This window comes from Neorhizobium sp. JUb45, from assembly GCF_004343585.1.
Taxonomy (GTDB): domain Bacteria; phylum Pseudomonadota; class Alphaproteobacteria; order Rhizobiales; family Rhizobiaceae; genus Neorhizobium.
The window spans coordinates 144,580-170,507 of record NZ_SLYW01000010.1 but is presented as its reverse complement, the minus strand read 5'-3'; the positions used below and the strand labels follow the sequence as shown (position 1 = coordinate 170,507).

The following is a 25,928-nucleotide window of genomic DNA, read 5'->3' as shown; positions in this document are numbered from 1 at the left end:
TGATGTTCAGCATCCCAGGTGTAGATGCCGGTAAGGTTGATATGTTCCCAGCTGAGCGGCGAGATGTGCTTCGACAGAGTATCAGGAATATCTCGACCCGCTCGCTTCAGCTGTGTGATCGCACGGTCGAGATAGACTGTATTCCAGTGGACGATCGCACTGACGACAAGGTTAAGACCAGAGGCGCGGAACGCCTGGCTCTCGAACGACCGATCGCGGATTTCGCCCCGCTCATGGAAGAACACTGCACGTTTCAGCTTATGGGCGGCTTCGCCCTTGTTGAGACCGGCTTGGCATCTCCGCCGCAGTGCCGGACTTGAGTACCATTCGATCATGAAGAGCTACCTTTCGATACGGCCGAGTTCGCGAAGCGCCCTTGCGAGATGGCTTTGCTTCGTAGACGCGGACAGCTTCTTGAGGATCGTCGATGGCACCACGGACCTTGTCGTGATAGACGCCGCGAGATGGAGCAGGTCGTCCCAATGATCGAGGATCAGATTGGCGTTGATCGGGGCCCCGATGTGGTTTGACAGAGCCGGATATGCACCACTCTTCTCGAACGTGTGGAATTTCCGGTCTTTGAGATTGCGCAGTCGCGGTGAGAAACGCTTTCCGATTAAGGCGAATAGCCCAAAGATATGATCACTGGCTCCGCCTGTGTCGGTAAAGTGTTCATGGATGTCGAGGATCGTGTCCTGATCAAAGAGCCCATCGAGCACATAGGCCGCCTCGCTCTCGGTCGGACTGATGGGCAAAATACTGAAGTAGCCGTACTGATCTGACAGATGGCTATAGAATTTCGATCCTGGCACGCTGCCGTAATGCAAGTTGATGTCACCGCGCTTTGCAGCACGATCGCTCGCACGGAAGAATTGTCCATCGGACGATGACGTTGTGCCATTGCCCCAAAGGCGGGAATGCGGATGCTGGGTGTGGGCATCGGCGATGCACGCTTGCGCCGCGCGGTAAGTCTCCGATCGAGCATGGAATGTGCGCATCCAACCAATCTGATGAGCGCTGATCCCCTTGGATGCGCCCGCCATTCGCTTTGGGCCGAGGTTCGTGGCATCCGCCAGGACGCCCGCCAGCATGGCAGAGATATTTTTCGGGACGTCGCCGGTGCGAACATGCGTGAATGAATCTGCAAAGCCGGTCCATTCATGCACCTCCCTCAGCAAGTCGGGAACCTCCACCAACGGATACATGTCGCTGACCTCGGCATTCAGTGCCTCGGCGGCCGGGGGGACTTCGCTGGCGGTTGGCGTGAGAATCAAGGTTCCTGCCTCGAGACGAACTCCCTCGAGCTTTCCGGATCGTGCTCTGTGCGCCAAACGCGTCAGGTTGAAGTCGAGCATCTGACGCGCTTCGGCAAGCCACTGCGCGCCGTCGCTCTGGACCCCTAAACCGAGACGATCTTCGTCCTTCATCGTGATGAATGTCGACCGCGGCATCAGATGCTCATCGATGGGCCGGAAAGAACGGCTGCCATCGACCCAGATCTCCGCAGATCTAAGCCGGTCTCGTAAAGCAGCGAGCGTCGCGATTTCGTACAGACGGCGATCGGGTTTCCCTTGTTCGAAGATAAGCCGTCGATCAGTTTGGCTGAGGTGGGTGAGCGGCACGCGATCCGGGAGTGTCCGCCGCATCTCGGCATAAAGCCGTTTCAGCAGCGCAATTGCCGCCAGAAGCGGATCGTGGCGACGCGCTGAGCGGAACGTGAATGCCTGAAGGAATGCACCAATGTATTTGTGGACGGTCGCATATTGCTCGGCCGCTACGATCAGCGATGGCGCCTCGCTGTCGTCGACCATCGCCTCGAGCTCAGGCTTCATCCGAAGCAACCGGTCCCAGCCGACCCTTTGGTCGAGAACATCTAATGCATTCCGACCATGGTCGTTGGCAGACTGCAGGGCGGTTATCGTATCCAGAAACATGCGCAGCGCTTTGGCGGTGTTCGCTCTGCAGTCCATCTGCCGCTGCTTCTTCCGATTGTTGGCTTGCGAGAACAACTTGCCCATCAGCTTGATGAACATCGTCACAGCATCGTCCGTGAGCTTCTGGCAAAGCTTGATGACTTGAGCCACGATCAGAGCGTGGCGACGGCTGGCGTTGAAGTCGTTGGCAAGCCAGGCCGGCGTTGCGTTGCCCTCCCGAATCATCTGGTCCCACCGTCCGGTTGATACGCGCGTCTGCAGTTCCGGATCGATCTCCAGCCGCCGCAGAAAAGCTATCCGCTCGGTCAGCCCGACGAGGTTCGACGCAGCCGGCGCTTCTGGCGCCGAGCGCAGCCAATGAAAGCGCGTCTGGCCGATCGACGGGTCAACGTCTAACAGCCTATCCAGTGATTGAAGCCTATCGAGCGGGATGTTCTCAATCAGAGTTTTTTCTGCCCGGCGCCGAGCTATGGCACGGCCGGCAAGGCCGATGCGTTCGATCGTGTCGATCGCCGGCAGAAGAGCTCCGCGTTCGCGAAACGCTGCGACAGTCGAACTGGCTATCGACGCACCGTCGTCGGACATGGTCGCCGCTTGAACTGCCGCCAATAGCGCGGCGCGACGATCTTGCAGAGTCGCGCTTCTCGTATTCAGGTAGGCCATTAGCCGCGCCATATGATCCCGACGGGTTTCTTCACGACGTGCATAGAGGGAAAATTCGCCCGGAGCGGCGCCGATCTGATCAGCAACATACTTCAGCATATCGCGAGGCGGAGTTTCTTCTGCTCCAAGCACTCGACCCGGGTATCGCATCAAACATAGCTGGATGGCAAAGCCGAGCCGGTTGTGATTGCGTCTCCGCAGTTCAATCTCCAGGCGATCCGCCAATGACAACGAATAGTGGCGGATGAAGCTGTCCTCGTCGATTGGGACATCCAAGAGCTTCCGTCGATCTTGATCTTTGAGAAGCTTGCGCTTTGCCATCGCCCGACTCCATTAACGACCAACCTGCGTGAAGCGTTGTCGAGTCGGGTCAGACAGAGAAATCAAAACAGGCGCATGTCGACGGCAATCCACAGAGATCGGATGCTGCACATCCGATCTACAGCATCGTTCCGGTTTCGTTCGGCCTTAGCGTACGATTTCGGACTGCTCTTGTTCCGACCCCTTTTTCCTTGTACGGCCACCAGAGGCGCGGCATCTGGCGGATTATCTCCGCAGGTTCGACCTATCTCGCCCATGCGGTCGGCGCCGGCAAGACCATGACATTTGCCGCGGCCATTATGGAGCAGAAGCGGCTCGGCCTGATCGCCAAGGCGATGCTGGTCGTTCCCGGCCATTGCCTGGCGCAGGCGGCACGCGAGTTTCTCGCCCTTTATCCCGCCGCCAACATTCTCGTTGCCGACGAAACGAACTTCACCAAAGACAAACGCGCCCGGTTCCTCAGCCGAGCAGCGACGGCGGTCTGGGATGCGATCATCATTACGCATTCGGCGTTCAGGTTCATAGGCGTGCCCTCGGCCTTCGAACAACAAATGATCCAGGACGAATTGCAGCTTTATGAGGATCTGCTGACCAAGGTCGAAAGTGACGATCGCGTCTCGCGCAAGCGGCTGGAGCGCCTGAAGGAGGGATTGCAGGAACGGCTGGAAGCGCTTTCTACCCGCAAGGACAACCTGCTGACAATCTCGGAAATCGGCGTCGACCAGATCGTCGTCGACGAGGCGCAGGAGTTTCGTAAGCTGTCCTTCGCCACCAACATGAGCACTTTGAAGGGCATCGATCCCAACGGTTCGCAGAAGGCATGGGATCTTTATGTGAAGTCCCGCTATGTCGAGACGAAGAACCCCGGCCGCGCGCTTGTTCTGGCCTCGGGCACGCCGATCACCAACACGCTGGGCGAGATGTTCTCGATCCAGCGGCTGCTGGGGCACGAGGCCTTGCGCGAGCGCGGGCTGCACGAGTTCGACGCCTGGGCGTCGAACTTCGGTGACGAGAAGACGGAACTGGAGCTTCAGCCGTCAGGCAAATACAAGCCGGTCAGCCGTTTCTCGTCCTTCGTCAATGTGCCGGAACTGATTGCCATGTTCCGTGCCTTTGCCGACGTGGTGATGCCGGAGGATTTGAGGCAATACGTCAGGGTGCCTGAGATCGCGACGGGCAAGCGACAGATCCTTACCGCCGCACCGACGCCGGCGTTCAGGACCTACCAGAGGATCCTCGAAACCCGCATCAAGGCGATAGAGGAGCGTGACCGGCCACCTGAACCGGGAGACGACATTCTGCTGTCGGTCATCACCGACGGCCGCCATGCGGCGATCGACTTGCGTCTGGTGATGCCCGGCATGGATGACGAGCCGGACAACAAGCTCAATCTTCTCGTACGCAACGCCTACCGGATCTGGAAAGACACGTCGCAAAACGAGTATATTCGTTCGGATGGCAAGACCTATGAGTTGCCGGGTGCCGCGCAGATGATCTTCTCCGATCTCGGCACGATCAATGTCGAGAAGAGCAGGGGCTTCTCCGCCTATCGCTGGATCCGCGACGAACTGATCCGCATAGGCGTGCCGGCGTCAGAAATCGCCTTCATGCAGGACTTCAAAAAGACCGAGGCCAAGCAGCGGCTGTTCGGCGACGTGCGGGCCGGAAAGGTCCGCTTTCTGATCGGATCGTCGGAAACGATGGGCACCGGCGTCAATGCGCAGGCGCGTCTGAAAGCGCTCCACCATCTCGACGTGCCGTGGCTGCCGTCGCAGATCGAGCAACGGGAGGGGCGCATCGTCCGTCAGGGCAACCAGCACGACGAGGTCGAGATCTACGCCTATGCCACGCAAGGCTCACTCGACGCCACAATGTGGCAAAACAACGAACGCAAGGCGCGGTTTATCGCAGCAGCCTTGTCCGGCGACACGTCGATCCGTCGGCTGGAGGATCTGAACGAGGGGCAGGCAAACCAGTTCGCCATGGCCAAGGCGATTGCGTCCGGTGACGAGCGGCTGATGCAGAAGGCGGGGCTGGAGGCTGACATTGCCCGGCTGGAACGGCTGAGGGCGGCCCATGACGATGATCTCTTCGCCGTGCGCCGACAGATCCGCGACGCCGAGCGCGAGATCGAAACCGCCACACGGCGCATCGGTGAGATTGGCCAGGATATCGAGCGGCTGGTGCCGACCGCAGGCGACGGCTTTGCGATCGACGTCACCGGCGAGACCTATACGGAGCGCAAGGAGGCGGGGAGGGCGCTGATGAAGGAAATTCTCACCCTCGTCCAGCTTCAGAGCCAGGGGGAAGCCGTCATCGCCTCGATCGGCGGCTTCGATCTCGTTTATGATGGCGAAACATTCGGGCGTGGTGACAATTACCACTACCAGACGCTGCTTCAGCGCACCGGCGCCGACTACGAGATCGAGTTGCCAGTTACTGTCACGCCGCTTGGCGCTATCTCGCGGCTCGAGCACGCGCTCGATGGGTTCGAGGAGGAGCGGGAGCGCTATCGCCAGCGGCTGGAGGAATATCGCCGCAGGTTGGCCTCATACCAGTCACGGCAGGGAGGCACTTTTGCATTCGCGGATGAACTGGCAGAAAAACGCCAAGCGTTGTGGGAGGTAGAGGACGCGCTTGCAAAATCGGCCGGCGATGATGGTGACGCGGACGAGTTGGCCGCATAGCGGATCTTCTCCGTGAGGAGATTGCAGCCCCCGCTGCGGACGTGCGGCACATGGTTCACGTCGAGATGACTCCAGAAGCTTCCCAAATGCCGCGTTTCCGCTAAAAAGCGTGTCATGATTAAATCCGAGCTTGTTGATTTCGTTGCCGCGCAAAACCCATACCTCCACCGTCGTGATGCGGAGAATGCCGTCGACGCCGTCCTCGATGAAATCACCGGCGCTCTCGAAAGGGGAGAGCGCGTCGAGATCCGGGGTTTCGGCACCTTTGTCGTGCGTCATCGTCCGTCACGCTCGGGTCGAAATCCCCTCAACGGCAAGGCCGTGTTCTCGAGGAAAAATGGGTGCCGTTCTTTCGCGCCGGCAAGGAGATCAAGGATCGTCTGAACATGGCTGAAAAGCCGGATGACAAGGAGTGACCTTTGATCGAATATTCGGAACACGTGTTCTGTGAAGCCCTTCCCGAGGACGTTCGTGAGACGGTCGAGATGATGGCGCTGGAATTTCTGCCCGAAACCTGGCCCGTCCGGTTTGTCGCGCTCCTGTCGATGCTGGAGGACATCACGAGCAAGGTCGAAGGGATCCACCGGCCTTATGTGGTCAACAATTGGGTGGCTATCGTCAGCGGCCTGCTCGAACATCTGCCGCGTGATCTGGCGTCGCCGGAATGCCTCGCCCTGATGCGTCACAGTGTGCTTGACCGTTTCCGGCAAATCGCCATTCAACAGTCGCCGGACGTGGAGCAGCAGAACGAGATGTTGCGGCGCGAATATCCGCAATGGTCGATCGCCGAAGATCTGCTCCGCGATTATGAAATGTGGGCAGCAAAGCAATCGCAGATAAAGCCCAACTAGCAGGGAGAAAGATATGCCGACAGGCAAGCTCAAGTGGTTCAATGCCACCAAACGGTTTGGCTTCATTACGCCCGATGATGGAGGTCCGGACATCTTTTTCCATCTCAGCAGCATCACCGACCCGGCGTGTCCCACGCTTCAGCCCGGTCTGCGGCTTCACTATGTTGTCGAGGACAAGGGCGGCAAGGTCACGGCGAAAGACGTGCGCCCCGCTCCGGTTGAAAAGATTTTGCACAACGCTCCTGTGACACCGCCTCAAGGCGAGGAAGCATTCAGCGATGCATTTGAGCGGGAATGGGGTCTGCGGCGGGGATAACCAGAGTTAGCAACGTACTCTACCAATCGCAGGTGATTCAAAGAAATTCTGCTTTGCAAGGGTGCGTGAGTGACTGGCATAGAACGGGTTCAGTTGGGAATTCTGCAGGGTATGGAGGTAGAGTGCGTGGGCGTCGAAATGGCAATCAGAGACGCGACGCCGGGTGACCGGGAGGCGATAACCTCGCTTCATGTCCGCGTTAGCCAACGGGCATATGCTGGCATGCTCCCGGCAGATTATCTGGCGGATATAATGCCTGATGAAAAAGCTCGCCTCTGGGAGGAGCGCCTTTCGGGGGGCGTAGACCCTGAGAGATTGCGTGTGACCCTGGCACATATTGACACGGAACTGGCGGGCTTTTCGTGCTTCCTGTTTGATCAGGAAACGCAGTTCGGAACGTATCTCCATAATCTGTATGTCGATCCCGATTATCAGGGAAAAGGTATCGCTCGCAGCCTGTTGTCGGCCAGTGTTCAACGGCTTTCAGCGCAACAGAGAAACCAGCCCGTTCATCTGCTGACTCTGGCCGACAATCATCCGGCGCGCCGGTTCTATGAGAAATTAAATGGCCAGATCATAGAGGAAAAACGCAACGTTATGGCCAGCAATCCGGAGTTGCTTTTCGTCCGATACCAGTGGCGGAGTGCAGACGATCTGCACGACAACAACTTCAATCTTGAACGTAAAAACCTGAACTTCTGGCGATGCAAAAGTCGATCATAAAATTTGCGTACGTTCGGGAATTTTACAGCAAAGGACTACCTCGTTCATACCCTTTCTGCTGCCGACCTCGCCACCATCGCTACGGCGGGCAGTTCCCGGGCACGCATCGCGTATTATGGGCGACGGTTGCCGGACTGGACTTCCGCCGCTCAAAGTGTGGTGACCTATTTCGACGGTCAGCCACGCCACGGCGGGGTAACATATTGAGCAAAACTCGCGAGTTTTGCGATGGGGGATCGGCGGCTTCCTTCCAAGATGGAGTCTCGTCCAACTTGAGATTGACAAGTAAAAGGCTTCTGCGCACAATTGGTGCTCGGTAGATACAGCCTGCTGCTTGCGCCCCGTCGGGGTATGGTGAATGTATCGAGCCACTTATGGCTCCCTTTGCCCGGACGAACGGGTCAGCAACGCAAGCCCCTGACGCTCTCCGTTCGTTTATGCAAAGGATCATCTCATGCGCGATTTCCGCGATGCCAAAGCTATGGCGAAAACACTACGTGAAACGCTTCACGCTAAATCTATCACCTTCACCAACAGTGAGAGCCAGGAGCTCGTTGCTCGAATTCTTGGCTATCGAGAATGGAACGTATTGGCCGCAAGGATCAAAGCGACCCAGTCGTCCGCGACCTCGGCCCAGGCTAGCACGCCTTTTCCAGGCGGGACCGATATTCCCATCGTTCCTATGCGGGACATGGTCCTGTTTCCGCACATGATCACGCGGATTTTCGTGGCGCGCGACAAAACTCGGCAAGCCGTGGAACACGCTCTTATCGGTGATAGGCGCGTTGTCATTGTCGCCCAGAGGAACGGTGCCGACGATCGTCCCATCACTCTTGATGCCCTTCATCCGGTGGGCGTCGTAGCGAACGTGGTAGATCGTCAGACACAGGCGGACGGGGCTCTCAAGGTCACCGTCTGTGGGCTTCAGCGAACAGGCATCGTCCGCCTTACCGACGGTGAGTTCCTGGCAGCGGAGGTTACGCCGATTAAAGAGCAGGGCGGCCAGTCGACTGAAGCAGCCGCTCTTTCGAATGCGGTTCTCAATGCCTATCAGACTTACGCCGATCTCGATTTTTCCGCGCTTCCGCCAGGATCAAAAGCCCGTTTCGGCCTGCCTTCGATCGGCGATCCGAGCCTGTTGGCCGACACGGTCGCCCCGTTGCTATCGGCCAGTATCGAGCAGAAGCAGCAACTCCTGGAAACCCGTGACGTGGTGATCCGACTCAAAAGGCTAATCGAGTTGATGAGCGCTGGTCGCCCTAAAGCTGTCGCATAATTACTGAGAGGGAGCATCCAGCCGTTGCGCTGGATGCTCCATCCCGCTGCCACAGCAACGGGCCAGGCTCCCTTCATCTATGCCTTAATGGGACCAGAGCCTTTGCAGCGAAATTCCTAAACCTTTGCCTCGCAGTTTTGCAGACTTTTGCATTCCACTGGAGCATGCCATTTAATGACAGTCGATATAAAAACGGGACTGCATCCATGCACGATGAAATTACCGCTTGGCGTCGTGATCTGCATGCCAACCCGGAGCTGGGTTACGAGCTTCCGCGCACCGCATCCTTCGTAGCCGAAAAGCTGCGCGTCTTTGGCTGCGACCAGATTACAGATGGGGTTGGGAGGAGCGGCGTTGTTGGCGTTCTCCACGGTCGGAATCATTCTTCCGGCAGGGTGGTCGGTCTACGCGCCGACATGGACGCGCTGCCTATTCACGAAACGACAGGACTTTCCTACGCGTCCACGACGGAAGGCCGGATGCATGCTTGCGGGCACGACGGGCACACGGCGATGCTGCTGGGTGCTGCAAAGGCGCTGGCAGAAACACGCAACTTCGATGGCACCGCCGTTCTGATCTTCCAGCCAGCGGAGGAAGGACAGGCCGGCGCGAAGGCAATGTGCGACGACGGCTTGATGACGCGCTGGGGGATCGAGAGGGTATTCGCCCTTCACAACGAACCGGGCCTGGACGTTGGTCGTTTTGCCACCCGCACCGGCCCGTTTGGGGCTGCCGTGGCGAGCTTCAAGATAGCGGTCGATGGCAAGAGCGCCCATTCTGCCAGTCCTCAGGCTGGCGTTGACGCGCTGCTTCCCGCCGCCAACATCCTTATCGCCCTGCAAACCGTCATTGCGCGCAACGTCCACCCGCTCAAAAGCGGCGTGATCTCCTTCGGATCGTTTCAAGGCGGAAAGCCCGGAGGAACGTTTGTTGGAGCGAGCGAGCTGCGTGGCTTGGCCCGCTGGTTTGAGCCGGAGGTGCGAGACACCATGCATCGACGTATCGTCGATATTTCGGAGGGAATTGCGGCGTCCTACGGGGCGACTGCGACAGTGACATTCAGAAACCTGTATCCCGCAGTCGTCAATCATCCAGCAGAAACAGCGTTGGCTGTGGAGGTTGCCCGTACCGTCATGGGAGAAGTTTCCGTCGATCCCGACCACTCGCAGCTCATGGGCTCTGAGGACTTCGCTTTCATGCTCGAACAGCGGCCCGGAAATATTGCGCTCCTTGGCAATGGCAGCACGGCGGGGCTGCACGACTCTGCGTACGACTTCAACGACGCGGCGATCCCCTATGGGGTCGCCTACTGGACGAGATTGATCGAAGCATCCATGCCGTTGCAGAACTCCTGATTTGGCAGCGATGTAGAAGTCGGTCTGTTATTTCGTTCAGAAAGCGGAATACTGGCGGCACGTTAACGAGGTGGACATGAAGCAAATTTTCTTGCTCTTATTGGCGACCGCCGCTGGCCTTTGTGTGTGTGTGGCGCTCAGAATCTTGGGGCACCGCAGTGGGGTGCTGCAATCTCTGGTGCCGTAGGGGCCTTTTTGGGCGTGTGGTTTGGACAAAAGCTGATCGGCTATTGATTGGCGAAAGTACCGCAGGTCCCCTAAAACCCGCAATATTGCAGGTTTCGGGATTCTTGCGACAAGGAGATGGTTTGAATTGCAACTTTGCGTTTTGGTGTCTCTGATCATGGCAATTATTTTGGGTGGCTCGGACATTGCCGCAGCATGGACACAGCGCGAATTAGTCTCGGGTCAGCTTCACGGCACGTTGACCTTACCGGAAGGCGAAGGGCAGGTTCCCGCAGCTCTCATCCTTCCCGGTTCTGGTCCCGTTGATCGAGACGGCAATCTCCCCAACGGGAAGAATGAGAGCCTAAAGCTCATCGCACACGCGTTAGCCGCGCGCCATATCGCAACATTACGCATCGATAAGCGCGGTATTGGAGAAAGCCGTGAGGCCGCTCCCCGAGAGGATGACCTGCGTTTTGGCACATACGTTGATGATGCGATCAACTGGATCAAACTGTTGCAGGATGAGAGCAGAGTTGAAGCGATCTATTTGATCGGCCACAGCGAAGGGGCTTTGGTTGCAACTCTCGTGGCCCAAGAGGTGGAGGTTGCGGGTGTGGTCCTGCTAGCCGGAGCCGGCGAACCGGCTGGAAAGCTCATAGGGCGTCAGCTTGCAGCAAGTGGGCTGGCCAGTACTTTGAAAAATAGGTCCGACGAAATTCTGGCGTCACTGGAAGATGGTCAGCATGTAGCGGACATTCCGCCCGAACTCGCAGCGCTCTATCGCCGAAGCGTTCAGAACTATCTAACCTCATGGCTTCCGCTCGATCCTGTCAGAGAACTGGCCAAGCTCTCGTGCCCCATTCTCATCGTGCAGGGGACATCCGATCTTCAGATTTCCATGGATGATGCAAAGCTGCTTGCGGCTGCGTCACCGACGGCAAGGCTTGTCGCCGTGGAAGGTATGAATCACGTACTAAAGTCCTCTCCGCCGGGCCGGAGAGAAAACCTTCTCTCGTATAATAACCCCGATCTGCCGCTTGCAGACCATCTGGTGCCAGCGATCGCCGATTTTATCGGTGCACCTTAAGTGCCTTGTCGCGGAAATCCTACAGAGCGTGTCAAAAGTCCGCCGATAGGTGAGTATCGCGAACGGATAGCGTCGGTGGCGGCGATTTCGGCGTTTCTGCGCTCATCTTCTGTACATAGGCCAGCCCTGACGTTCTTTTGCGCTTCTTGGGAGACACAATGTTGCATGTCGGCCTATCGAAGGTCCTCTCACAGCCTGACGGCTGCGATCAGGCCCGGAACGCCCACGAGGGTGATGGCTCTTCGAATGTTGTAGGCGAGCGCCGTCAGACTGAACTCGCCACGGACATTTTCCAACCTGCGCATCAGGAAAGCGCCCTGGTACATCCATTGTTTGATCGTGCCGAACGGATGCTCAACGCTTTCGCGGCGCTGGTCGAGCACTTCAGGCCTGGCTGCAAGGCGCGCGGCCATCCGATCAAGAACCGCCTCGTTCTCGACACGGCCGACCCGTCGATACCCATGGGTGCAATGCGCCTTCAGATCGCACGACCGGCAAGCATCCCGGTTGCAGTATTCGACAAGCTTCAGGTCTCGCGTCTTCTTCTCATACCGCGGCGAGAGATGCTTTCCGGCCGGGCAGATGTAGACATCCTTCTCGGCGTCATAGCGGAACTCGTCCTTGGAAAAGAAGCCCTCGCGGACGGTGGCTCCTCGTAACGGCTTGGGGACATAGGCGGTGATGCCTGCCTTCTCGCACGCCTCGATGTCCTCGACCTTGAAGTAGCCGCGATCGGCGACCACCTCGATCTGCTCGATGCCGAGATTATCCATCGCCGCCTGCGTCGTCTGTGTCAGCAGTCCCATGTCGACGACCTGGCTGCTGACCTCCTGTTCGGCGATCAGCTTGTGCTTCACGTCGACGGCAAGCTGGATGTTGTAGCCGACGCCGACTTTGGTCATGCGCGCCATTGCGCGGCTGTCGGGATCGGTCAGCGATATCTGGTCTTCACCTGTGCGATCCAGTTCATCGAGCAGCGCCTTGTGCCGGTCACGCTTTCCCTTGATCGCGGCGATCTTCTCGGCAAGATTTTTGGCTCGCGGTCCGCCGCCGCCGGTATTCTCTTCCTGTTTATCACCGTGGTCGAGCCGCTTCATATATTCGGTCAGCCTATCGTCAGCTTCGCGGATGAACTTTGTCAGCGCCGGCCGCGTGAAGTTACGATCCTTGTTGTTGAAGGCCTTGATGCGCGTGCCGTCCACCGCCAGCAGCTCCCGGCCGAACAGATCGAGTTGTCGGCACAGGACGACAAACTCCCGGAACACTTGCCGGAAAGAGGCATGGTTGATCCGGCGGAAGTTGGCGATGGTTTTGTGGTCCGGCTTCAGGTGCCGCAGCAGCCAGATCACTTCGATGTTGCGATGAGTCTCGACTTCAAGCCGACGGCTCGATCTCACACGGTTCAAATACCCATACAGGTAGAGCTTCAGCAGATCGGCCGGATTATAACCCGGACGACCCGTTCCTTTTGGCTCCACGCGAATAAATCCAGACGCCTGCAAATCCAGCCCATCGATGAAGGCCTCGATGAACCGAGCCGGGTTGTCCGGGCCAACATAATCGTCCACCACTTCAGGCAGAAGCAGCATTTGAGAGCGGTCGGTTCCTGATAAATGTGCCATGGCAAATCATATCATCGCATTTTACAATCGTGAATCAGTGCCTGATGGAAGAAACAACATTCGGCAAGCAATTAAAGGGCCTCGCGTTGATCGAGACAGCACGACTTATTCTAAGGAAACCGAAGCTATCAGATGTGCCCCGTCTGTTTGAATTTTTGGGCGACCCAGTGGCAATGCAATTTACGCATGTTGATGCGTCGTTAAAGGAGTGCCGCCAAAGAATCGCAATGCACGAGTGGCAACGCAGGATAGACGGATATGCTCCGTGGACAATTATTTCAAAAGACAACAATCAGATAATCGGCTGGGGTGGTTTGTACGACGACCCTTTCGACCCTGGCTGGGGCGTGGAACTGGGTTACTATTTCCATCCCGATGCCTGGGGCCAGGGATATGGAAGCGAGCTGGCATCCGCTGTACTGGAGGAAGCTGATCAAAAACTGAAGCTTCCTAAAGTCGGTGCTTTTGCACGCCCTGAAAATAAGGCATCACGGCGTGTTTTAGAGAAGGCGGGATTTAAAGTTACTCGATTCGTGCCCGAGATGGAGCGCTTCTTCTTTGAGCGTTCGATCTCCATCTCTTAGCAAATAGAAAACTGTCCCCATGCCGAAGATCGAATTGTTGGGTCGGAGCTTTTGACACGGTCTGCCCTATTCTGCGACGGCACAGATATCAGGCGCAAAATCGCGGAAAAACTCGGGATTTTCGCGAAAGGGACGGCGGAAAGCCAAGTCCAAGGGACAATGTTTTGAATATCGCTTCACCTGTTCGCACTCTGCGCCCACTGCCCGATCTCGATTACTATGATACTCGATCGATCCTGCTCCCCGCTGCTATCACCCCGTTGGAAGCGTGGAGCCTTATGACGGGGGAGCCGGGATTGCCCATGCGGCTGGCTTTCCGAACGAGGGACGCGATTTCCTCGTTATTTGGCGTCAAGCGGATCGGAGGGTTCTCCGGCGAAAAACGGGAGACAGTAAGGCCGGGCGAGCGGCTAGATTTTTTTCTAGTGGAACATAGCGCCCCTGACGCGCTGGTGTTAACGGAACGGGACCGGCACCTAGACGTGATGCTCTGCCTTTCGATCGTAGATCGGGTGCTCACGATCACATCATCTGTCGTCACGCACAATACCTTTGGCCGCATTTACATGTTGCCGGTCGGACCTGTTCATAAGCTGATTGTCGGCCGTGATCTCAAGCGCCTGAAACAAAATGTCACTTTTCAAAGTTGCTGTCACCGATACTCTGGCAACGGCTTGTCTGACTGCCCCGAATTTGTCAGAGTGAATGTCGCTGACGATCAAAGTGAATGTCATTTTCTCGCAAACCTCTCGAAGAGCAGGTCAGCAGATGGCAGTACGCAAGACGAGCACGTCCGACCTCAGTCTTATCCCGGAACCTGATTGGCAGGTCGCCGAACGGCGCGCTGCTGTGATTCGACCCTTGGCTGCCCGCACCTTCTGTTCAAAGGAGGATGCGATGGCCGCTGCATTGGAACTGGGAATTTCAGCGCGTCATGTCTACCGGCTGATCCGGCAATGCCGTGAAGGCGGCGGCGATCTGACCTCGTTGATTGTCGCTGTTTCAAGCGGTGGGCGTGGCCAGTCGCGGCTGCCGCATCGGCAGGATGAGGTGGTCCAAAGCGTGGTCGAAGAACTGTATCTAACGCCGCAACGCCTGTCGGCTGAATGGATCGTTCAGGAGGTACGCCGGCGCGCTTACAAACTCGGGCTGCCGCCACCTTCTGCCAGCACGATACGCAGGCGCCTCGCGGCCTTGCCGCTTGCCGAGCGCAGCCGGCGGGGCGATGTCGTCGTTCCTGATGCGGTTGGGGGATCGACGCCACCGGCGCGATTTCCGCTCGATCGAGTCCAGATGGATCACACGCCCGTCGATGTCATTCTGGTGGACCCATTCGAGCGCCGGCCGATCGGTCGGCCATGGATCACAGTCGCCGTGGATATCTATAGTCGCTGCATCGCTGGGTTTCATGTGAGCCTGGAGGCTCCGTCCTCGACGAGCGTCGGGCTTTGCCTGACCCATATGGCTGCCGACAAACATGCCTGGCTACAGGGGATTGGCGTTGAGGCGGACTGGCCGATCGCCGGCAAACCGCTGTTGATCAGTGTCGACAACGCAAAGGAGTTCCATTCCGATGCTTTCGAGCGCGGTTGCGCCCAGCATGATATCGCCATCGACTGGCGTCCGGTAGGGCAGCCGAAGTTCGGCGGTGTCGTGGAACGATTGATCGGCACGCTGATGGAACTGGTCCACAGCCTTCCAGGCACGACGTTTTCCAATGTCATGCAGCGCGGTAAGTACGATAGCGATAAGGCCGCCTGTCTGACACTTGGCGAACTGGAACGGTGGCTGACGGTCGCGATCGCCAAATTCTACCATGTCCGGCCGCATGGCGGCCTCGATGACGATATTCCACTGCGCCGCTATAGCGCCGGTGTCACGGCATTGGCCACATCAGGAAAGACGATCCCGACGCCACGCAACCCCCGTACCTATCTGATTGACTTCCTGCCGGTGGTCTGGCGGACCCTGAGGCGCGAAGGCGTCGTCATCGACCACATCCATTATTTCTGCGACGCGTTGAAGCCGTGGATCGAACGCAGCGCGATGCCTGAGCGCTTGCTGATCCGCCGCGATCCTCGCGACCTCAGCCGCATTTACATCCTCGACGATCGGGATGGCGGTTATCTCGAAGTGCCTTACCGCGAGCTGTCGCGCCCACCGGTCTCGTTGTGGGAACACCGCCTCGCCCGCGCCCGATTGCGCCAGCGCCGGCAGACCGAATGGGACGAACGCGTTTTGTTTGCCGCCATCGAGGAGATGCGGGAAATCGAAAGTCAGGCTGCCCGGACCACCCGCAGCATGCGGAGAAACCAGGCGAGGCGGTTATCGTTGCGTGTCGTCGAAGGAACGGGAAGGCCATCCCAGTCCGCATCGCCACCATGGCAAGCTAAGATAGTTGAGGATGGCGATCCGCTCGAACCTTTCGATATCGAGGAATGGTAGATGAGCGGGGATGCAGCTCACCTGTCTCCTGCGGCCCGCGCAATCGCCGAATTGCCGCCCTTGGAAAGACTACCTCATCTGCGCGAGCAATGGTGGATCAACCACCCACGAGCCCAAGCCGCTCTCGATAAGCTGGAAGCAGCCCTGACTTTTGGACCCGGCCGTATTCGACCGCCCAATCTCCTGATCGTCGGTCCCACGAACAATGGAAAGACGATGGTGGCGGAGAAATTTCGGCGGCTGCATCCGCCTGAAGCAAGCCACCTCGGCGATCACGAGATTATTCCAGTCCTCGTCATGCAGATGCCTACCGAGCCAAGTGTGCGGCGCTTCTATGCTTCGGCTCTCGATGCCCTGAACGCACCGATTTCCCGCAACAATTCCACGGACCGTCTCGAACGGCAGACATTGGAATTGTTGCGCATCGTTGAGACGCGGATGGTGATCATCGACGAGCTGCACAATTTGCTGTCCGGACCTCATAGTCGCCGTGCCGAATTTCTCAACATGCTTCGGTTTCTCGGAAACGAACTGCGCATTCCGATTGTCGGTCTCGGGACCAAGCATGCCCAGATTGCCGTCCGAAGCGACGATCAGCTTGAGAACCGCTTCGAGCCAGTACCTTTGCCGATGTGGGAGGACAATCTCGAATTCGCCCGGCTCCTGTCGAGCTTCGAACGAGCTCTGCCGCTCAGGGAGCAATCGGCCCTTGCCGCCTCTGGCGAGCTGCGCAGTCTGATCTTGCGGCGTTCCGGCGGACTGATCGGGGAAGTTTGCGCCATGCTGACATCGGCAGCAGCCCTGGCGCTCATGCAAGGCCATGAACATATCGATAGGATGATCCTTGATCGTTGTGACTATCGCGGTCCCGAGGAACGTCGAGCCATCTTTGAGGCGTCGTTTCCCCATGTTCGCTGAGATCGAGGTTATGGCCCCGCTTTCACCTCGGCGATGGCCGCTCCACCCAACGCCCTATCCGTTTGAACGGGTCGATAGCTACATTCGCCGGTTGGCGGAATGTTATCAAACTTCGGTTCAGACCTTTTGCCGGAGCGCGCTTGGCGGCGACATCGATCTCGACGCCTTTGTTATCAATCCGGATCGAGCCGTGCTCAAGCGGTTGTCGGCGGGAACCGGGGTACCTCTCTTTCAACTTAGAAACATGAGCCGATCCCGGTCCGAGCGCCGCTTCGCAATCGCACTGCGTAATTTTTGCCACGACTACCCAGAAACAGTCCAGAAATGGTCTTCCTGAGTTTCGGGACGCATGCTATTTATGGACATATTTTAGAGACGGATGGGTACAGCAGTTGATGCCGTCTTCTGATCAGTCCATAAACCGAGCGTTTTAGAGACGAAAGAATCAACGACCATGCCTGACGTTCTCGGCTATGCCCGTGTCTCTACCAAGGATCAGGATCTCGAAGTGCAGCGACGCCGTCTGAGAGAAGAGGCCGGCGCGATCCAGGTGTTTGAAGACGTGATCTCTGGCAAAACCTTCGAGCGACCAGGATTGTCGGAGCTTCTCAAGTTTTCCCGCAAGGGCGACATCATCTGTGTCGTCCGTCTCGATCGCCTTGGGCGGTCGCTGAAGGAACTGCTTGAAACGGTCGACGATCTCAAGGCACGTGGGCTGGCGTTCCGCTCTCTGGAAGAGCGGCTCGATACGTCGTCGGCCGCCGGCGAGCTGGTGTTCCATGTCTTCGGCGCCATCGCCCATTTCGAGCGCCGGCTGATCGTCGAGCGAACCCGCGACGGCATTGCGGCGGCTAGAGCACGCGGCAAGAAACTCGGTCGGCCAACGCTTGATGAGGACAAACTGGCCTCTGCCCTGAAGCTGATTGACGCTGGCGTTCGCCCCGCCCAGGCCGCCGAGCAGCTCGGGCTCGGCCGGTCCACCATGTACCGTGAGCTCGCGTTGCTTCGAATTGCAGCACAGAATACGCCAGCCCTGGAATTCGAATGAACTTCGACAGCCTCAAACACCTTTACGAGACGGAACGTCTCACGCTACGGCCATTCATTGCCGACGATGAGATGCCGTTCGGAGCATATCATTCTCGGCCGGAGGTCTATCGGTATTTATACGCCGCTCCCTCCGATGGCTCTGCGTTAAAGCAGAAGTTTGCGAGAGCTCTGGCGACCACGTTCCAGAATGATGGTGATGTCTATCGACTGGCTGTTGTCCGAAAAACTGACGCAGCGCTCATCGGCGAGGTTCTTCTCAAGCTGGAGAGCAAGCAGGCTCGCCAAGGCGAAGTTGGATACATTTTCAACCCGGATTTTGGTGGCAACGGCTATGCGACCGAAGCTGTGAAAGCCATTATTGGTGTCGGCTTCAATGACATTGGTTTTCATCGGATATTCGCTCGCCTCGACTCGGAGAATTTGAGGTCTGTCCGCATTGTTGAGCGCATAGGCTTTCGGCGTGAAGCTCACCTCGTTGAGAACGACTGCTTCGATGGCAGATGGGGCAGCGAATATATCTATGCGATGCTGAAATCGGAGTGGGCACACTCATGATCGGCAAAGGTCTGAGCCGACTAGTCCGCGAAAGCGCCATTTACGGCCATTGGCGCATATGTTCTTTTCACAAAAACAAGAAATTCAAATGGTGGGGCGAGCGCGGATGGAAAATTTTCGTCGGACACTCATCTTTGGCAACGGTGGGACCGGCACGACTTGGATGGCCCGCGAGCTAGGTGCTATCCTAAACCGCCAAGTAATCCACCTTGATGACGTTCGTTGGATGCCCGGTCATTATGGTGTCGCCCGGGATAATCAGCTTGTTTTCAATGAAGTCGCTGAAGCTGGACAGGCTGACACATGGGTTATGGAAGGCGTGTATGGGTGGCTTGCCAAAGCCGTCCTTCCTCGAATCACGAGCCTGATATGGATCGATTTGCCTGTGGATGAGTGCATTGCAAACGTCAGAGCTAGGGGCATCCAAGGAGGAGGTAGTGAGGCAAGTTTCCAAGAGTTGATCAACTGGATACGGGAATATCGCGGACGTGAGAACTCGTCCACGAGTTACGAAAGCCATTATAAGCTATTTGATGCGCATGCCGGAACGAAGGTCTTGTTGAAAAGCCGTTCTGAGGTGATTTCCTATGTCGAGGCTGTCCGAGCCGCAGCGGCTTAGCGCCAGCAAGCGGTTTCGAAGGCTGCAAGTCTAAGGCTCCTCCGATGTCCTGATGACGGGTCTGCGCTGAAGGCCCTCATCAGCATCGCTCCGAAAGCGATCGTGGTTCGCAAGCAAGCCAGGGAATGACGCGGCTTTGAAAGATCGGTGACGCCGACTTTGAAAACTGACAGGAATCTTACCGCGTGCAATCCGTCGCGGAAATCCCTATTCTGCGACGGCACAAATATCAGGCGCGAAACCGAAACAAAACTTGGGATTTTCGCGACAATCTCAACCCCTGCACGATCGCGACACCTACCAGCGTGATCGCGAAGCCTGCGAGTTGAATGGGCAAAAGCTGTTCCCCGAACAGGAGCCACGCTTGCAAGGCCGTTGCTGGGGGAACCAGAAGAGCCAATGCGGTCACACGGGTGACTTCGCCGCGCCTCACCATCCAAATGTAGAGGGACGTCCCGGCAAGCGAGAGCGCGACGACAGACCAGGCCAAAGCGAGCCACAAAGACGGGTCGCCATCCCACCGCCCCGTTCCAACCGTGATCGAAGCCACGCCGGCGACAACCGCCGCGCCGAGATGCTGAACGGCTCCCATGGCTCTAAGATCGGCCGCCGCCAGGGATGATTTCTGGACCATGGTTCCAAGCGCCAGGGCGACGATGCTCAACAGGCCAAGGACAACGGACAGCGCCGGCAATCCCGCCACATCGACACTCGTCAATCGCGGCGACAGGACCAGGGTCACGCCGGTAAATCCGAGCACCAGGCCCATCCAGGCGCGAGGACTGATCGGAGTGCGCAGAACGGTGACGGTCACGAGGGCCAGGAACAGCGGCTGTAGCGCTCCCAAGAGCGTCATGACGCCGGCAGCGAGGCCATTTGCTACCGCCCAGAAGCTCGCGACAAGATAGACGCCATTGATCACCATGCCTGCCAGAAGGTGGCCAACGAACTGCCAGCCCTTCGGCCATTCCACCTTGCGCGCCAAAACCGCGAAGGCCACGACGACGATCAGGAAGCGGATGAACAGAAAGAGAATAGGATCGGCATGCGGCGCAATTGCCCGCGCCGCGATGAAGCTGGTGGATGACAGGAAGACAAACAGAGCGGGAGCGCCAATGGCGGCGATTGCCGCTCCTCTGGCGTTCACGCGACCGATGCGGAGACGCAGGCGCGTTCCGGCACACCGATGGCGGAGAACAATTCAGCGTCTTCTCCAATGCCGGCATTGGGCGTGGTGAGCAACGTATCGCCGTAGAAGACCGAATTCGCTCCGGCCACGAGACACAGGATTTGCGCTTCACGATTGAGGCTGGATCGCCCGGCCGAGAGCCGAACGGTCGAGCCCGGCATGACGAGGCGGGTCGTCGCCACCATCCGCACCAGTTCCAGCGGGTCGATGCGCGGACGGTTTGCCAGCGGCGTGCCTTCGACCGGAACGAGCGCGTTGATTGGCACGCTTTCAGGATGCGGGTCCATTCCCGCAAGAACATGCAGCATAGAGGCACGATCACGAACCGTCTCGCCCATGCCGATAATGCCACCACAGCACAGGTCGATCCCGAAGGACCGCACCGTCGCCAGGGTGTCCAGCCTGTCGGCATAGGTGCGGGTGGTGATGATCCGGCCATAGAACTCGGGACTGGTATCAAGATTGTGGTTGTAGGCAGTGAGACCGGCGACTGCGAGCCGCTCGGCCTGATGCGGCTTCAACATGCCGAGCGTGACGCAAGCTTCCATGCCGAGAGCGCGTACGCCTTCGACCATTTCGATGACGGCATCGAACTCCTTGCCATCGCGAACCTGCCGCCAGGCTGCACCCATGCAGAAACGTTCGGCCCCCGCTGTCTTGGCGGTCGCCGCCATGGCGATAACCTTCGCCGGGTCCATCAGCTTGTCGCGGGTCAGATCGACTTCGCTGTGATGCGCGGATTGCGGGCAATAGGCGCAGTTCTCCGGGCATCCACCCGTCTTGATCGAAAGCAGGCTCGCTTTCTGGACCTTGTTGGGATCGTGGTGCCGGCGATGCACTTCATTCGCGCGACCGACCAGTTCGAGCAGCGGCAGTTCATGCAGGCTGACGATGTCCTGAACCGACCAGTCGTGCCGGATTGTTCCATCCGCGACCGTCATCATGCCTTGCCTTTGAAGCGGGCGATCGTTGTAGGCAGCACCATGCCGATAGCTGCGATCGCGACAATCTTGACCAGATCACCGAGGAGGAAGGGCATAACGCCTGCAGCGAAAACCCGATCGAGCGGAACATAGACCGCGAGCCATGCAGCGCCGAACCCATAGATCGGCAGCATGCCGGCCAGCATAGCCCCGAGGCGGCCCAAACTGCCCTTGCCTGAAGCGAACTTTCCCACGAGCCAGGAGGCGACAAGATAGCCAAGCAGATAGCCGCCGGTCGGGCCGACCATATAGGCAAGACCAATGCCGCGTTCCGGCGAGCCGGAGAACACAGGCAGGCCTGCCGCGCCGGCGGCGAGATAGGTCAGGAAGATCGAGATGGCAATGCGCGGTCCAAAGACGACGGCGAATGCCATCACGGCCATGGTATGCAGCGTCATCGGCACGGGCCAGAACGGAATCTGCACCTTGGCAGCAAGTGTCATCAGCGCCGCGCCGGTAATGACGGTCACAACCATTCGCGCGGAAATCCCCGAGCGGGCTTCGATTGGTCTTGCAGCAGTATCGGTCATGTCTTCTCCTTCAGCGCAGAATTATCTATAATTTAAAGATTCTATCGCTAAAGGAATCCACAAAACTTCCGACGTGGCAATAGCCGAGACGAAAAAGCTGAAATCAAGCGCGCTTCGCCAGCACCGGCACGGATGGTTTTCCGGGCTTTTTCCCAACCCACTGAACATGACGGGCCAGCACGGTCGCCGCTGCATCCACCTGTCCCGCCCGCAGGGCGTCCAGAATGGCGCGGTGATCCCGATCGGTTGGCGCTTCCCATTCCGACCGCCAGCCCGCCAGCAGGAAACGGGCGCTGGCGGTGTGCAGGTCGTCGATCGCTTTGAGGAGCCGGGGCATGGCGCAAGGTTTCAAAATGAGACGATGAAACAAAAGGTTAGCCTCTTCCCATGCTTGCACATCACCGGCCTTGTCGCCGGCCCTGTTGACAGCCTCGGCCTGGTCCAGAATGGCTTTGGTCAGATGCGGCGCGGCATGACGCAAGGCGAGGACCTCCAATGCAGCGCGCATTTCAGCAACTTCCCTGACCTCATCAAGGCTGAAGCTGGCGACCCGCACCCCCCGGCGCGGCTCACTGACCACGAGGCCTTGCGCTTCCAGGCGCCGGAACGCCTCGCGGACGGGTACATGGCTCGTGCCGAATTCCTCGGCAATGTGATCCTGGCCCAGCCGGGACCCTGGCTCGAGCGCACCGGCGATAATGCGCTCGGCCAGCACTTTGCTGATCCGCACCGCGATCGTGTCATCTTTGGCTGTCGTCATGTTTTATAGATAATTCCAAAGCTGGGCGCCGTCGAGTTGCTAAAATTTCTCCGGCCGCGGAAGTTACAATATGCGACTATCCTGATTGGCCGCCTCTTTGAGCCATTTCACGAAATGCTCCGTCTTCGGCTTTCTTGGCCGGACCACCTGGCGTCACGACACGAAAGTGGTGAATCTGTCCGGCTTTTGAGAACATTGGGTGATCACGCTGCGAGGATGGAAGTTTCCTGCCGCAATGGCCTGAGATCAACGCCGTCTGTCGGAGTCCAGATATAATCGCCGGTGAGGCTGATATGCTGCCAACCGAGCGGGGTAATGTGCTTGATAATGTCGGGCGGCGTGGGGATGCCCTCCCGGTTGAGTTCGGCGAAGGCAGGTTGGAGATAGAGCGTGTTCCAGTAGACGATGGCGTTGATCAACAGGTTCAATCCGGATGCTCTAAAGAACTGGCTCTCGAAGGTCCTGTCGCGCAATTCTCCGAGACGGTTGAAGAACAGCGCGCGGGCAAGAGTGTTCTGGGCCTCGCTCTTGTTGAGGCCGGCGGTCGCGTTTCTGCGCATTTCCGGGTTTTGCCACCACTGCGGCAGGAATATGGACCGATTGATGCGACCGAGATCGCGGAGCGCCAGCGCCAATCCGTTCTGACGCGGGAATGCCGATAACTTGGCGAGCAGGGTCGAAGGTCGGACCTGGCCGGAGCGGATCGTGGTGACCAGTCGAAGGATGTCATTCCAGTTCGCCTTGATCCGTTCGATGTTGACGGGTTCGCCAACGAGTGACGCCAGGTTCTCGGGAGGCGTGTCGCCAGGGAATAGATAAAGCTTGCGATCCTTGAGACCTCGCAGCCGGGGCACGAGCTGGAAACCAACGAGATGGCAAAGGGCGAAGCTAATATCGCTAACGCCGCCGGTATCAACATAGTGGGTTTCAATGGCGAGGTCGCTGCCATGATAGAGCAGTCCGTCGAGGACATAAATGGCCTCGCTCGCATTGGCGTTCATGGCAACGATATAGAAAGCGCCATATTGGTCGGACGTGAACCGGTAGAATTTGGCGCCGGGATTGGGGCCGTAGCGTGCGTTGAGATCGCCGATCGCCTCGGCATGACCGCCAGCCGGAAAAAATTGGCCGTCCGAGGATGAGGTGGTTCCGTCTCCCCATAGGCTCGCGAGGGGCAATTGCCTTTGGGCGTTGACGAGAATGGCGTGCGCGGCGGTGTAACCTTCCTCCCGAATGTGCCAGTCATGCGCCCAGGAAAGCTGACGCATCGTGATTCCGGGCGAAACGTCCGCCATTCTGGTGAGGCCAAGATTGATGCCGTCGGCCAGGATCGCGGTGAGAAGCGTAAGCTTGTTGTCGGCCGCCCGGCCGCTGCGCAGGTGGGTGAAGGCGTTGGAAAATCCCGTGCGGACGTCCACCTCCAGCAACAGATCGGTGATGCGGATCGCAGGCAGGCGGCTTTCCACCTTGGCTTTTAGCGATTTGGCGACGTCCGGAAACAAGGCTTTGTGCGGCGTGACGCTGAAACCCGCTCCTGTCAATTCGACCTCGCCGAGTTCACCGGCAGCAGCCAAACGGGAGAGATCAGCCAGTCCGCCATTCAGGATTTGGCGCTGCTGGCGGAGATATGTCTCAACATCGGTACTGACGGCGATCGGAAGCGGCCCTTCCTCACGCATCAACTCGAATGTCGGTGTGGGAATGAGGAAGCTTTCGAAAGACTGGAAACGCTTGGCGCCCTCTACCCAGACATCGCCTGCGTCAAGTCTGCGCTTTAATTCGCCGAACAGGCAAAGTTCATAGGCCTTACGATCGATCTTCCCGTCCTGCAGGATGAGCGGCATCCAACCTTTTGGGGTGAACGAGATCGGAGCTCTGTCCGGTATCGCCCTTTTGCCCGTACGATAGAGATCGGCGACCAGGGATAGTGCCCGCAAAAGATTCGCTGCCACGGCATGACCGCGGAAGACGAGGGTGGAAAGAAACTGCGGCGCAAGTTTCCGGATCGTTGGATAGCGCTGGAGCATGTCGATTTTGCCGTCGATGACATCCGGGGCGATCAGCGTATCGACCGCCTCGACACTGGTCGTGAAGGCCGGCCAATGAATGGCGCTCTCGATTGCTTTGGCGATGTCCTCGCCTTTCTCTCTTGCCTCGATGATTGCGTGGCAGACTTTTGAAACATCCTTCAGCGGTTTCTGCACCTCCCGGACCGACCGTGTCACGCGAGCGGCCGCCCGATTGTCGGCGCGCCGGGTCAGTACGCCCATGATTTTCTTGAACATATCGATGGCGCAATCGGTGAGATGGCGAGAAAGGTGCAACGCCGTCGCGGTCAGAACGGCGCGCCGGCGCTCCGAATTAAGGTCGCACAAATGCTGCGCGCTCATCCGCATGCCCTCGGCCGCGAATTCGTCAAAGACATTGATCGGAATGCGCTCCATTAAAGTTGCTGACAGGTTCAGCGAACGCAGAAAGCGAATGCGCTCGGCGAGCCGGTCGAGGTTGACGGCCGCTGGCGACAATGCCGGTGTTCTCGCCCACGCTAGGACGGTCAGGTTCGTACCCTCAAGTGGATCGAGAAGTTTGTCGAGATTGAGCTTCTGATCGTCTGACAGCCCGCCAGCCAAAGCCCGGTGAGCAATGCGAACACCACGCCGAATCGCGACATGAATGATGGCTTCAAGCGCCGGTCGCGTCGGCAGGAGAATTCTTCGACGCCGCAATTCCTCCACCACCATGTCCGCCAGTTTGTCGGCCTGGCGCAGTGTTTGGGCAGCCGGCGTCAGCCAGCCGGTCAGCGCCCGCACATCCGAGGGAGCAAATGGCCGAATCCGCATTCGGTCAAAAAGCAGGACGAGATGTTCGCGCCGCGTCTGCGGCCGCTCAAAGTAACGATTGATCTCGCGATGATCGACACCGATCTGCTGTGCCAGAAACCGGAGGACGCCCAGTGGCAGGAGCTCGCCGTCCACAAGCGGCCGACCCGGATAACGCAGTGTGGCCAGAACACAGGCAAGACCCAACCGGTTCGAGGCCTTGTTTTGTCGCATAATGAGGTCGAGGTCGGATCGATCCAGCGTGTAGTACTTGGCGATTTCCCTGTCGTCATCCGGGATGGTTGTTGCTTGTTGCCACCATGCCTCGCTCAATAATGCTCTTCGTGCCATTCTCGGATCTTCCCATTTCGTTGCTGAAGGATCAGCGAACTGGAAAATGCCTGTCCGAGAAACGGAGGTTTGGCGGCATCCACAGGTTTTGTCCGCGCACATTGCTATTTAACGGCAAATCG

At 58.1% G+C, this 25,928-nt stretch carries 20 protein-coding genes and 3 pseudogenes; 16 read left to right on the top strand and 7 right to left on the bottom strand.

Annotated elements, in window-relative coordinates; translation table 11 throughout:
- Positions 1 to 2,918 (bottom strand): annotated as a pseudogene (locus EDF70_RS25860) (Tn3 family transposase); the annotation flags it as partial.
- A gap of 191 nt (positions 2,919 to 3,109) precedes the next feature.
- Here EDF70_RS25860 and EDF70_RS25855 point away from each other — a divergent pair.
- The 8 genes and pseudogenes from EDF70_RS25855 to EDF70_RS25815 form a co-directional block, all read left to right on the top strand.
- Positions 3,110 to 5,605, top strand: a pseudogene (locus tag EDF70_RS25855) (lactate dehydrogenase); the annotation flags it as partial.
- 114 nt (positions 5,606 to 5,719) lie between these two features.
- Positions 5,720 to 6,021, top strand: a pseudogene (locus tag EDF70_RS25850) (integration host factor subunit beta).
- 3 nt (positions 6,022 to 6,024) lie between these two features.
- Positions 6,025 to 6,456 carry a hypothetical protein gene (locus EDF70_RS25845; protein ID WP_132279751.1) on the top strand — a complete coding sequence of 144 codons (432 nt, stop codon included), beginning with the start codon at positions 6,025 to 6,027 and terminating at the stop codon, positions 6,454 to 6,456.
- A 13-nt stretch (positions 6,457 to 6,469) separates the two neighbouring features.
- Positions 6,470 to 6,772, top strand: a complete 303-nt coding sequence (locus tag EDF70_RS25840) for a cold shock domain-containing protein (protein WP_132279748.1) — start codon at positions 6,470 to 6,472, stop codon at positions 6,770 to 6,772.
- 126 nt (positions 6,773 to 6,898) lie between these two features.
- Positions 6,899 to 7,495, top strand: coding sequence for a GNAT family N-acetyltransferase (locus EDF70_RS25835; RefSeq protein WP_245519361.1), 597 nt, complete (start codon positions 6,899 to 6,901; stop codon positions 7,493 to 7,495).
- A gap of 454 nt (positions 7,496 to 7,949) precedes the next feature.
- On the top strand, positions 7,950 to 8,771 hold the full coding sequence (locus EDF70_RS25825; protein WP_132279742.1) for an LON peptidase substrate-binding domain-containing protein: 822 nt from the start codon (positions 7,950 to 7,952) through the stop codon (positions 8,769 to 8,771).
- 206 nt (positions 8,772 to 8,977) lie between these two features.
- Positions 8,978 to 10,126, top strand: a complete 1,149-nt coding sequence (locus EDF70_RS25820) for an amidohydrolase (RefSeq protein WP_132279739.1) — start codon at positions 8,978 to 8,980, stop codon at positions 10,124 to 10,126.
- Between the two features lie 343 nt (positions 10,127 to 10,469).
- On the top strand, positions 10,470 to 11,381 hold the full coding sequence (locus EDF70_RS25815; RefSeq protein WP_132279736.1) for an alpha/beta fold hydrolase: 912 nt from the start codon (positions 10,470 to 10,472) through the stop codon (positions 11,379 to 11,381).
- A 188-nt stretch (positions 11,382 to 11,569) separates the two neighbouring features.
- Here the strand turns inward: EDF70_RS25815 and EDF70_RS25810 are convergent, their stop codons facing one another.
- Positions 11,570 to 13,003, bottom strand: coding sequence for an IS1182 family transposase (locus EDF70_RS25810; protein ID WP_132279733.1), 1,434 nt, complete (start codon positions 13,001 to 13,003; stop codon positions 11,570 to 11,572).
- A 44-nt stretch (positions 13,004 to 13,047) separates the two neighbouring features.
- On the opposite strand from EDF70_RS25810, the gene EDF70_RS25805 reads away from it, so the two are divergent.
- The 8 genes from EDF70_RS25805 to EDF70_RS25770 all read left to right on the top strand — a co-directional run bounded on the left by EDF70_RS25805 (position 13,048) and on the right by EDF70_RS25770 (position 19,174).
- Entirely contained in the window at positions 13,048 to 13,587 is a 540-nt protein-coding gene (locus EDF70_RS25805) for a GNAT family N-acetyltransferase (RefSeq protein WP_245519359.1), read from the top strand.
- A 164-nt stretch (positions 13,588 to 13,751) separates the two neighbouring features.
- A complete protein-coding gene (locus tag EDF70_RS25800) occupies positions 13,752 to 14,408 on the top strand; it encodes a DUF2867 domain-containing protein (RefSeq protein ID WP_132279730.1) in 657 nt (218 codons plus the stop codon).
- A 76-nt stretch (positions 14,409 to 14,484) separates the two neighbouring features.
- Positions 14,485 to 16,032, top strand: a complete 1,548-nt coding sequence (locus tag EDF70_RS30455; protein WP_245519358.1) for a Mu transposase C-terminal domain-containing protein — start codon at positions 14,485 to 14,487, stop codon at positions 16,030 to 16,032.
- On the top strand, positions 16,033 to 16,950 hold the full coding sequence (locus EDF70_RS25790; RefSeq protein ID WP_132279724.1) for a TniB family NTP-binding protein: 918 nt from the start codon (positions 16,033 to 16,035) through the stop codon (positions 16,948 to 16,950). It abuts the gene before it with no gap.
- Positions 16,940 to 17,287, top strand: a complete 348-nt coding sequence (locus tag EDF70_RS25785) for a TniQ family protein (RefSeq protein ID WP_132279721.1) — start codon at positions 16,940 to 16,942, stop codon at positions 17,285 to 17,287. The genes EDF70_RS25790 and EDF70_RS25785 overlap by 11 nt, the downstream gene beginning before the upstream one ends.
- A 117-nt stretch (positions 17,288 to 17,404) precedes the next feature.
- Positions 17,405 to 17,998, top strand: a complete 594-nt coding sequence (locus EDF70_RS25780) for a recombinase family protein (RefSeq protein ID WP_132279718.1) — start codon at positions 17,405 to 17,407, stop codon at positions 17,996 to 17,998.
- Positions 17,995 to 18,555 (top strand): GNAT family N-acetyltransferase, encoded by a 561-nt coding sequence (locus EDF70_RS25775; RefSeq protein WP_132279715.1) that lies wholly within the window; start codon positions 17,995 to 17,997, stop codon positions 18,553 to 18,555. Before EDF70_RS25780 ends, EDF70_RS25775 begins: the two co-directional genes overlap by 4 nt.
- 58 nt (positions 18,556 to 18,613) lie before the next feature.
- Positions 18,614 to 19,174: an AAA family ATPase gene (locus EDF70_RS25770; protein ID WP_245519357.1), complete on the top strand. Its 561-nt coding sequence runs from the start codon at positions 18,614 to 18,616 to the stop codon at positions 19,172 to 19,174.
- A gap of 229 nt (positions 19,175 to 19,403) precedes the next feature.
- Here EDF70_RS25770 and EDF70_RS25765 read toward each other — a convergent pair whose 3' ends face one another.
- The 5 genes from EDF70_RS25765 to EDF70_RS25745 all read right to left on the bottom strand — a co-directional run bounded on the left by EDF70_RS25765 (position 19,404) and on the right by EDF70_RS25745 (position 25,806).
- Positions 19,404 to 20,321, bottom strand: coding sequence for a DMT family transporter (locus EDF70_RS25765; protein ID WP_207908329.1), 918 nt, complete (start codon positions 20,319 to 20,321; stop codon positions 19,404 to 19,406).
- Positions 20,318 to 21,304 carry a biotin synthase BioB gene (bioB, locus tag EDF70_RS25760; protein WP_132279712.1) on the bottom strand — a complete coding sequence of 329 codons (987 nt, stop codon included), beginning with the start codon at positions 21,302 to 21,304 and terminating at the stop codon, positions 20,318 to 20,320. The genes EDF70_RS25765 and bioB overlap by 4 nt, the downstream gene beginning before the upstream one ends.
- Positions 21,304 to 21,876 (bottom strand): biotin transporter BioY, encoded by a 573-nt coding sequence (locus EDF70_RS25755; protein ID WP_132279709.1) that lies wholly within the window; start codon positions 21,874 to 21,876, stop codon positions 21,304 to 21,306. The genes bioB and EDF70_RS25755 overlap by 1 nt, the downstream gene beginning before the upstream one ends.
- A 103-nt stretch (positions 21,877 to 21,979) precedes the next feature.
- Entirely contained in the window at positions 21,980 to 22,636 is a 657-nt protein-coding gene (locus EDF70_RS25750) for a GntR family transcriptional regulator (protein ID WP_132279706.1), read from the bottom strand.
- A 203-nt stretch (positions 22,637 to 22,839) separates the two neighbouring features.
- Positions 22,840 to 25,806, bottom strand: coding sequence for a Tn3 family transposase (locus EDF70_RS25745; protein ID WP_132279703.1), 2,967 nt, complete (start codon positions 25,804 to 25,806; stop codon positions 22,840 to 22,842).
- Positions 25,807 to 25,928: the final 122 nt, after the last annotated feature.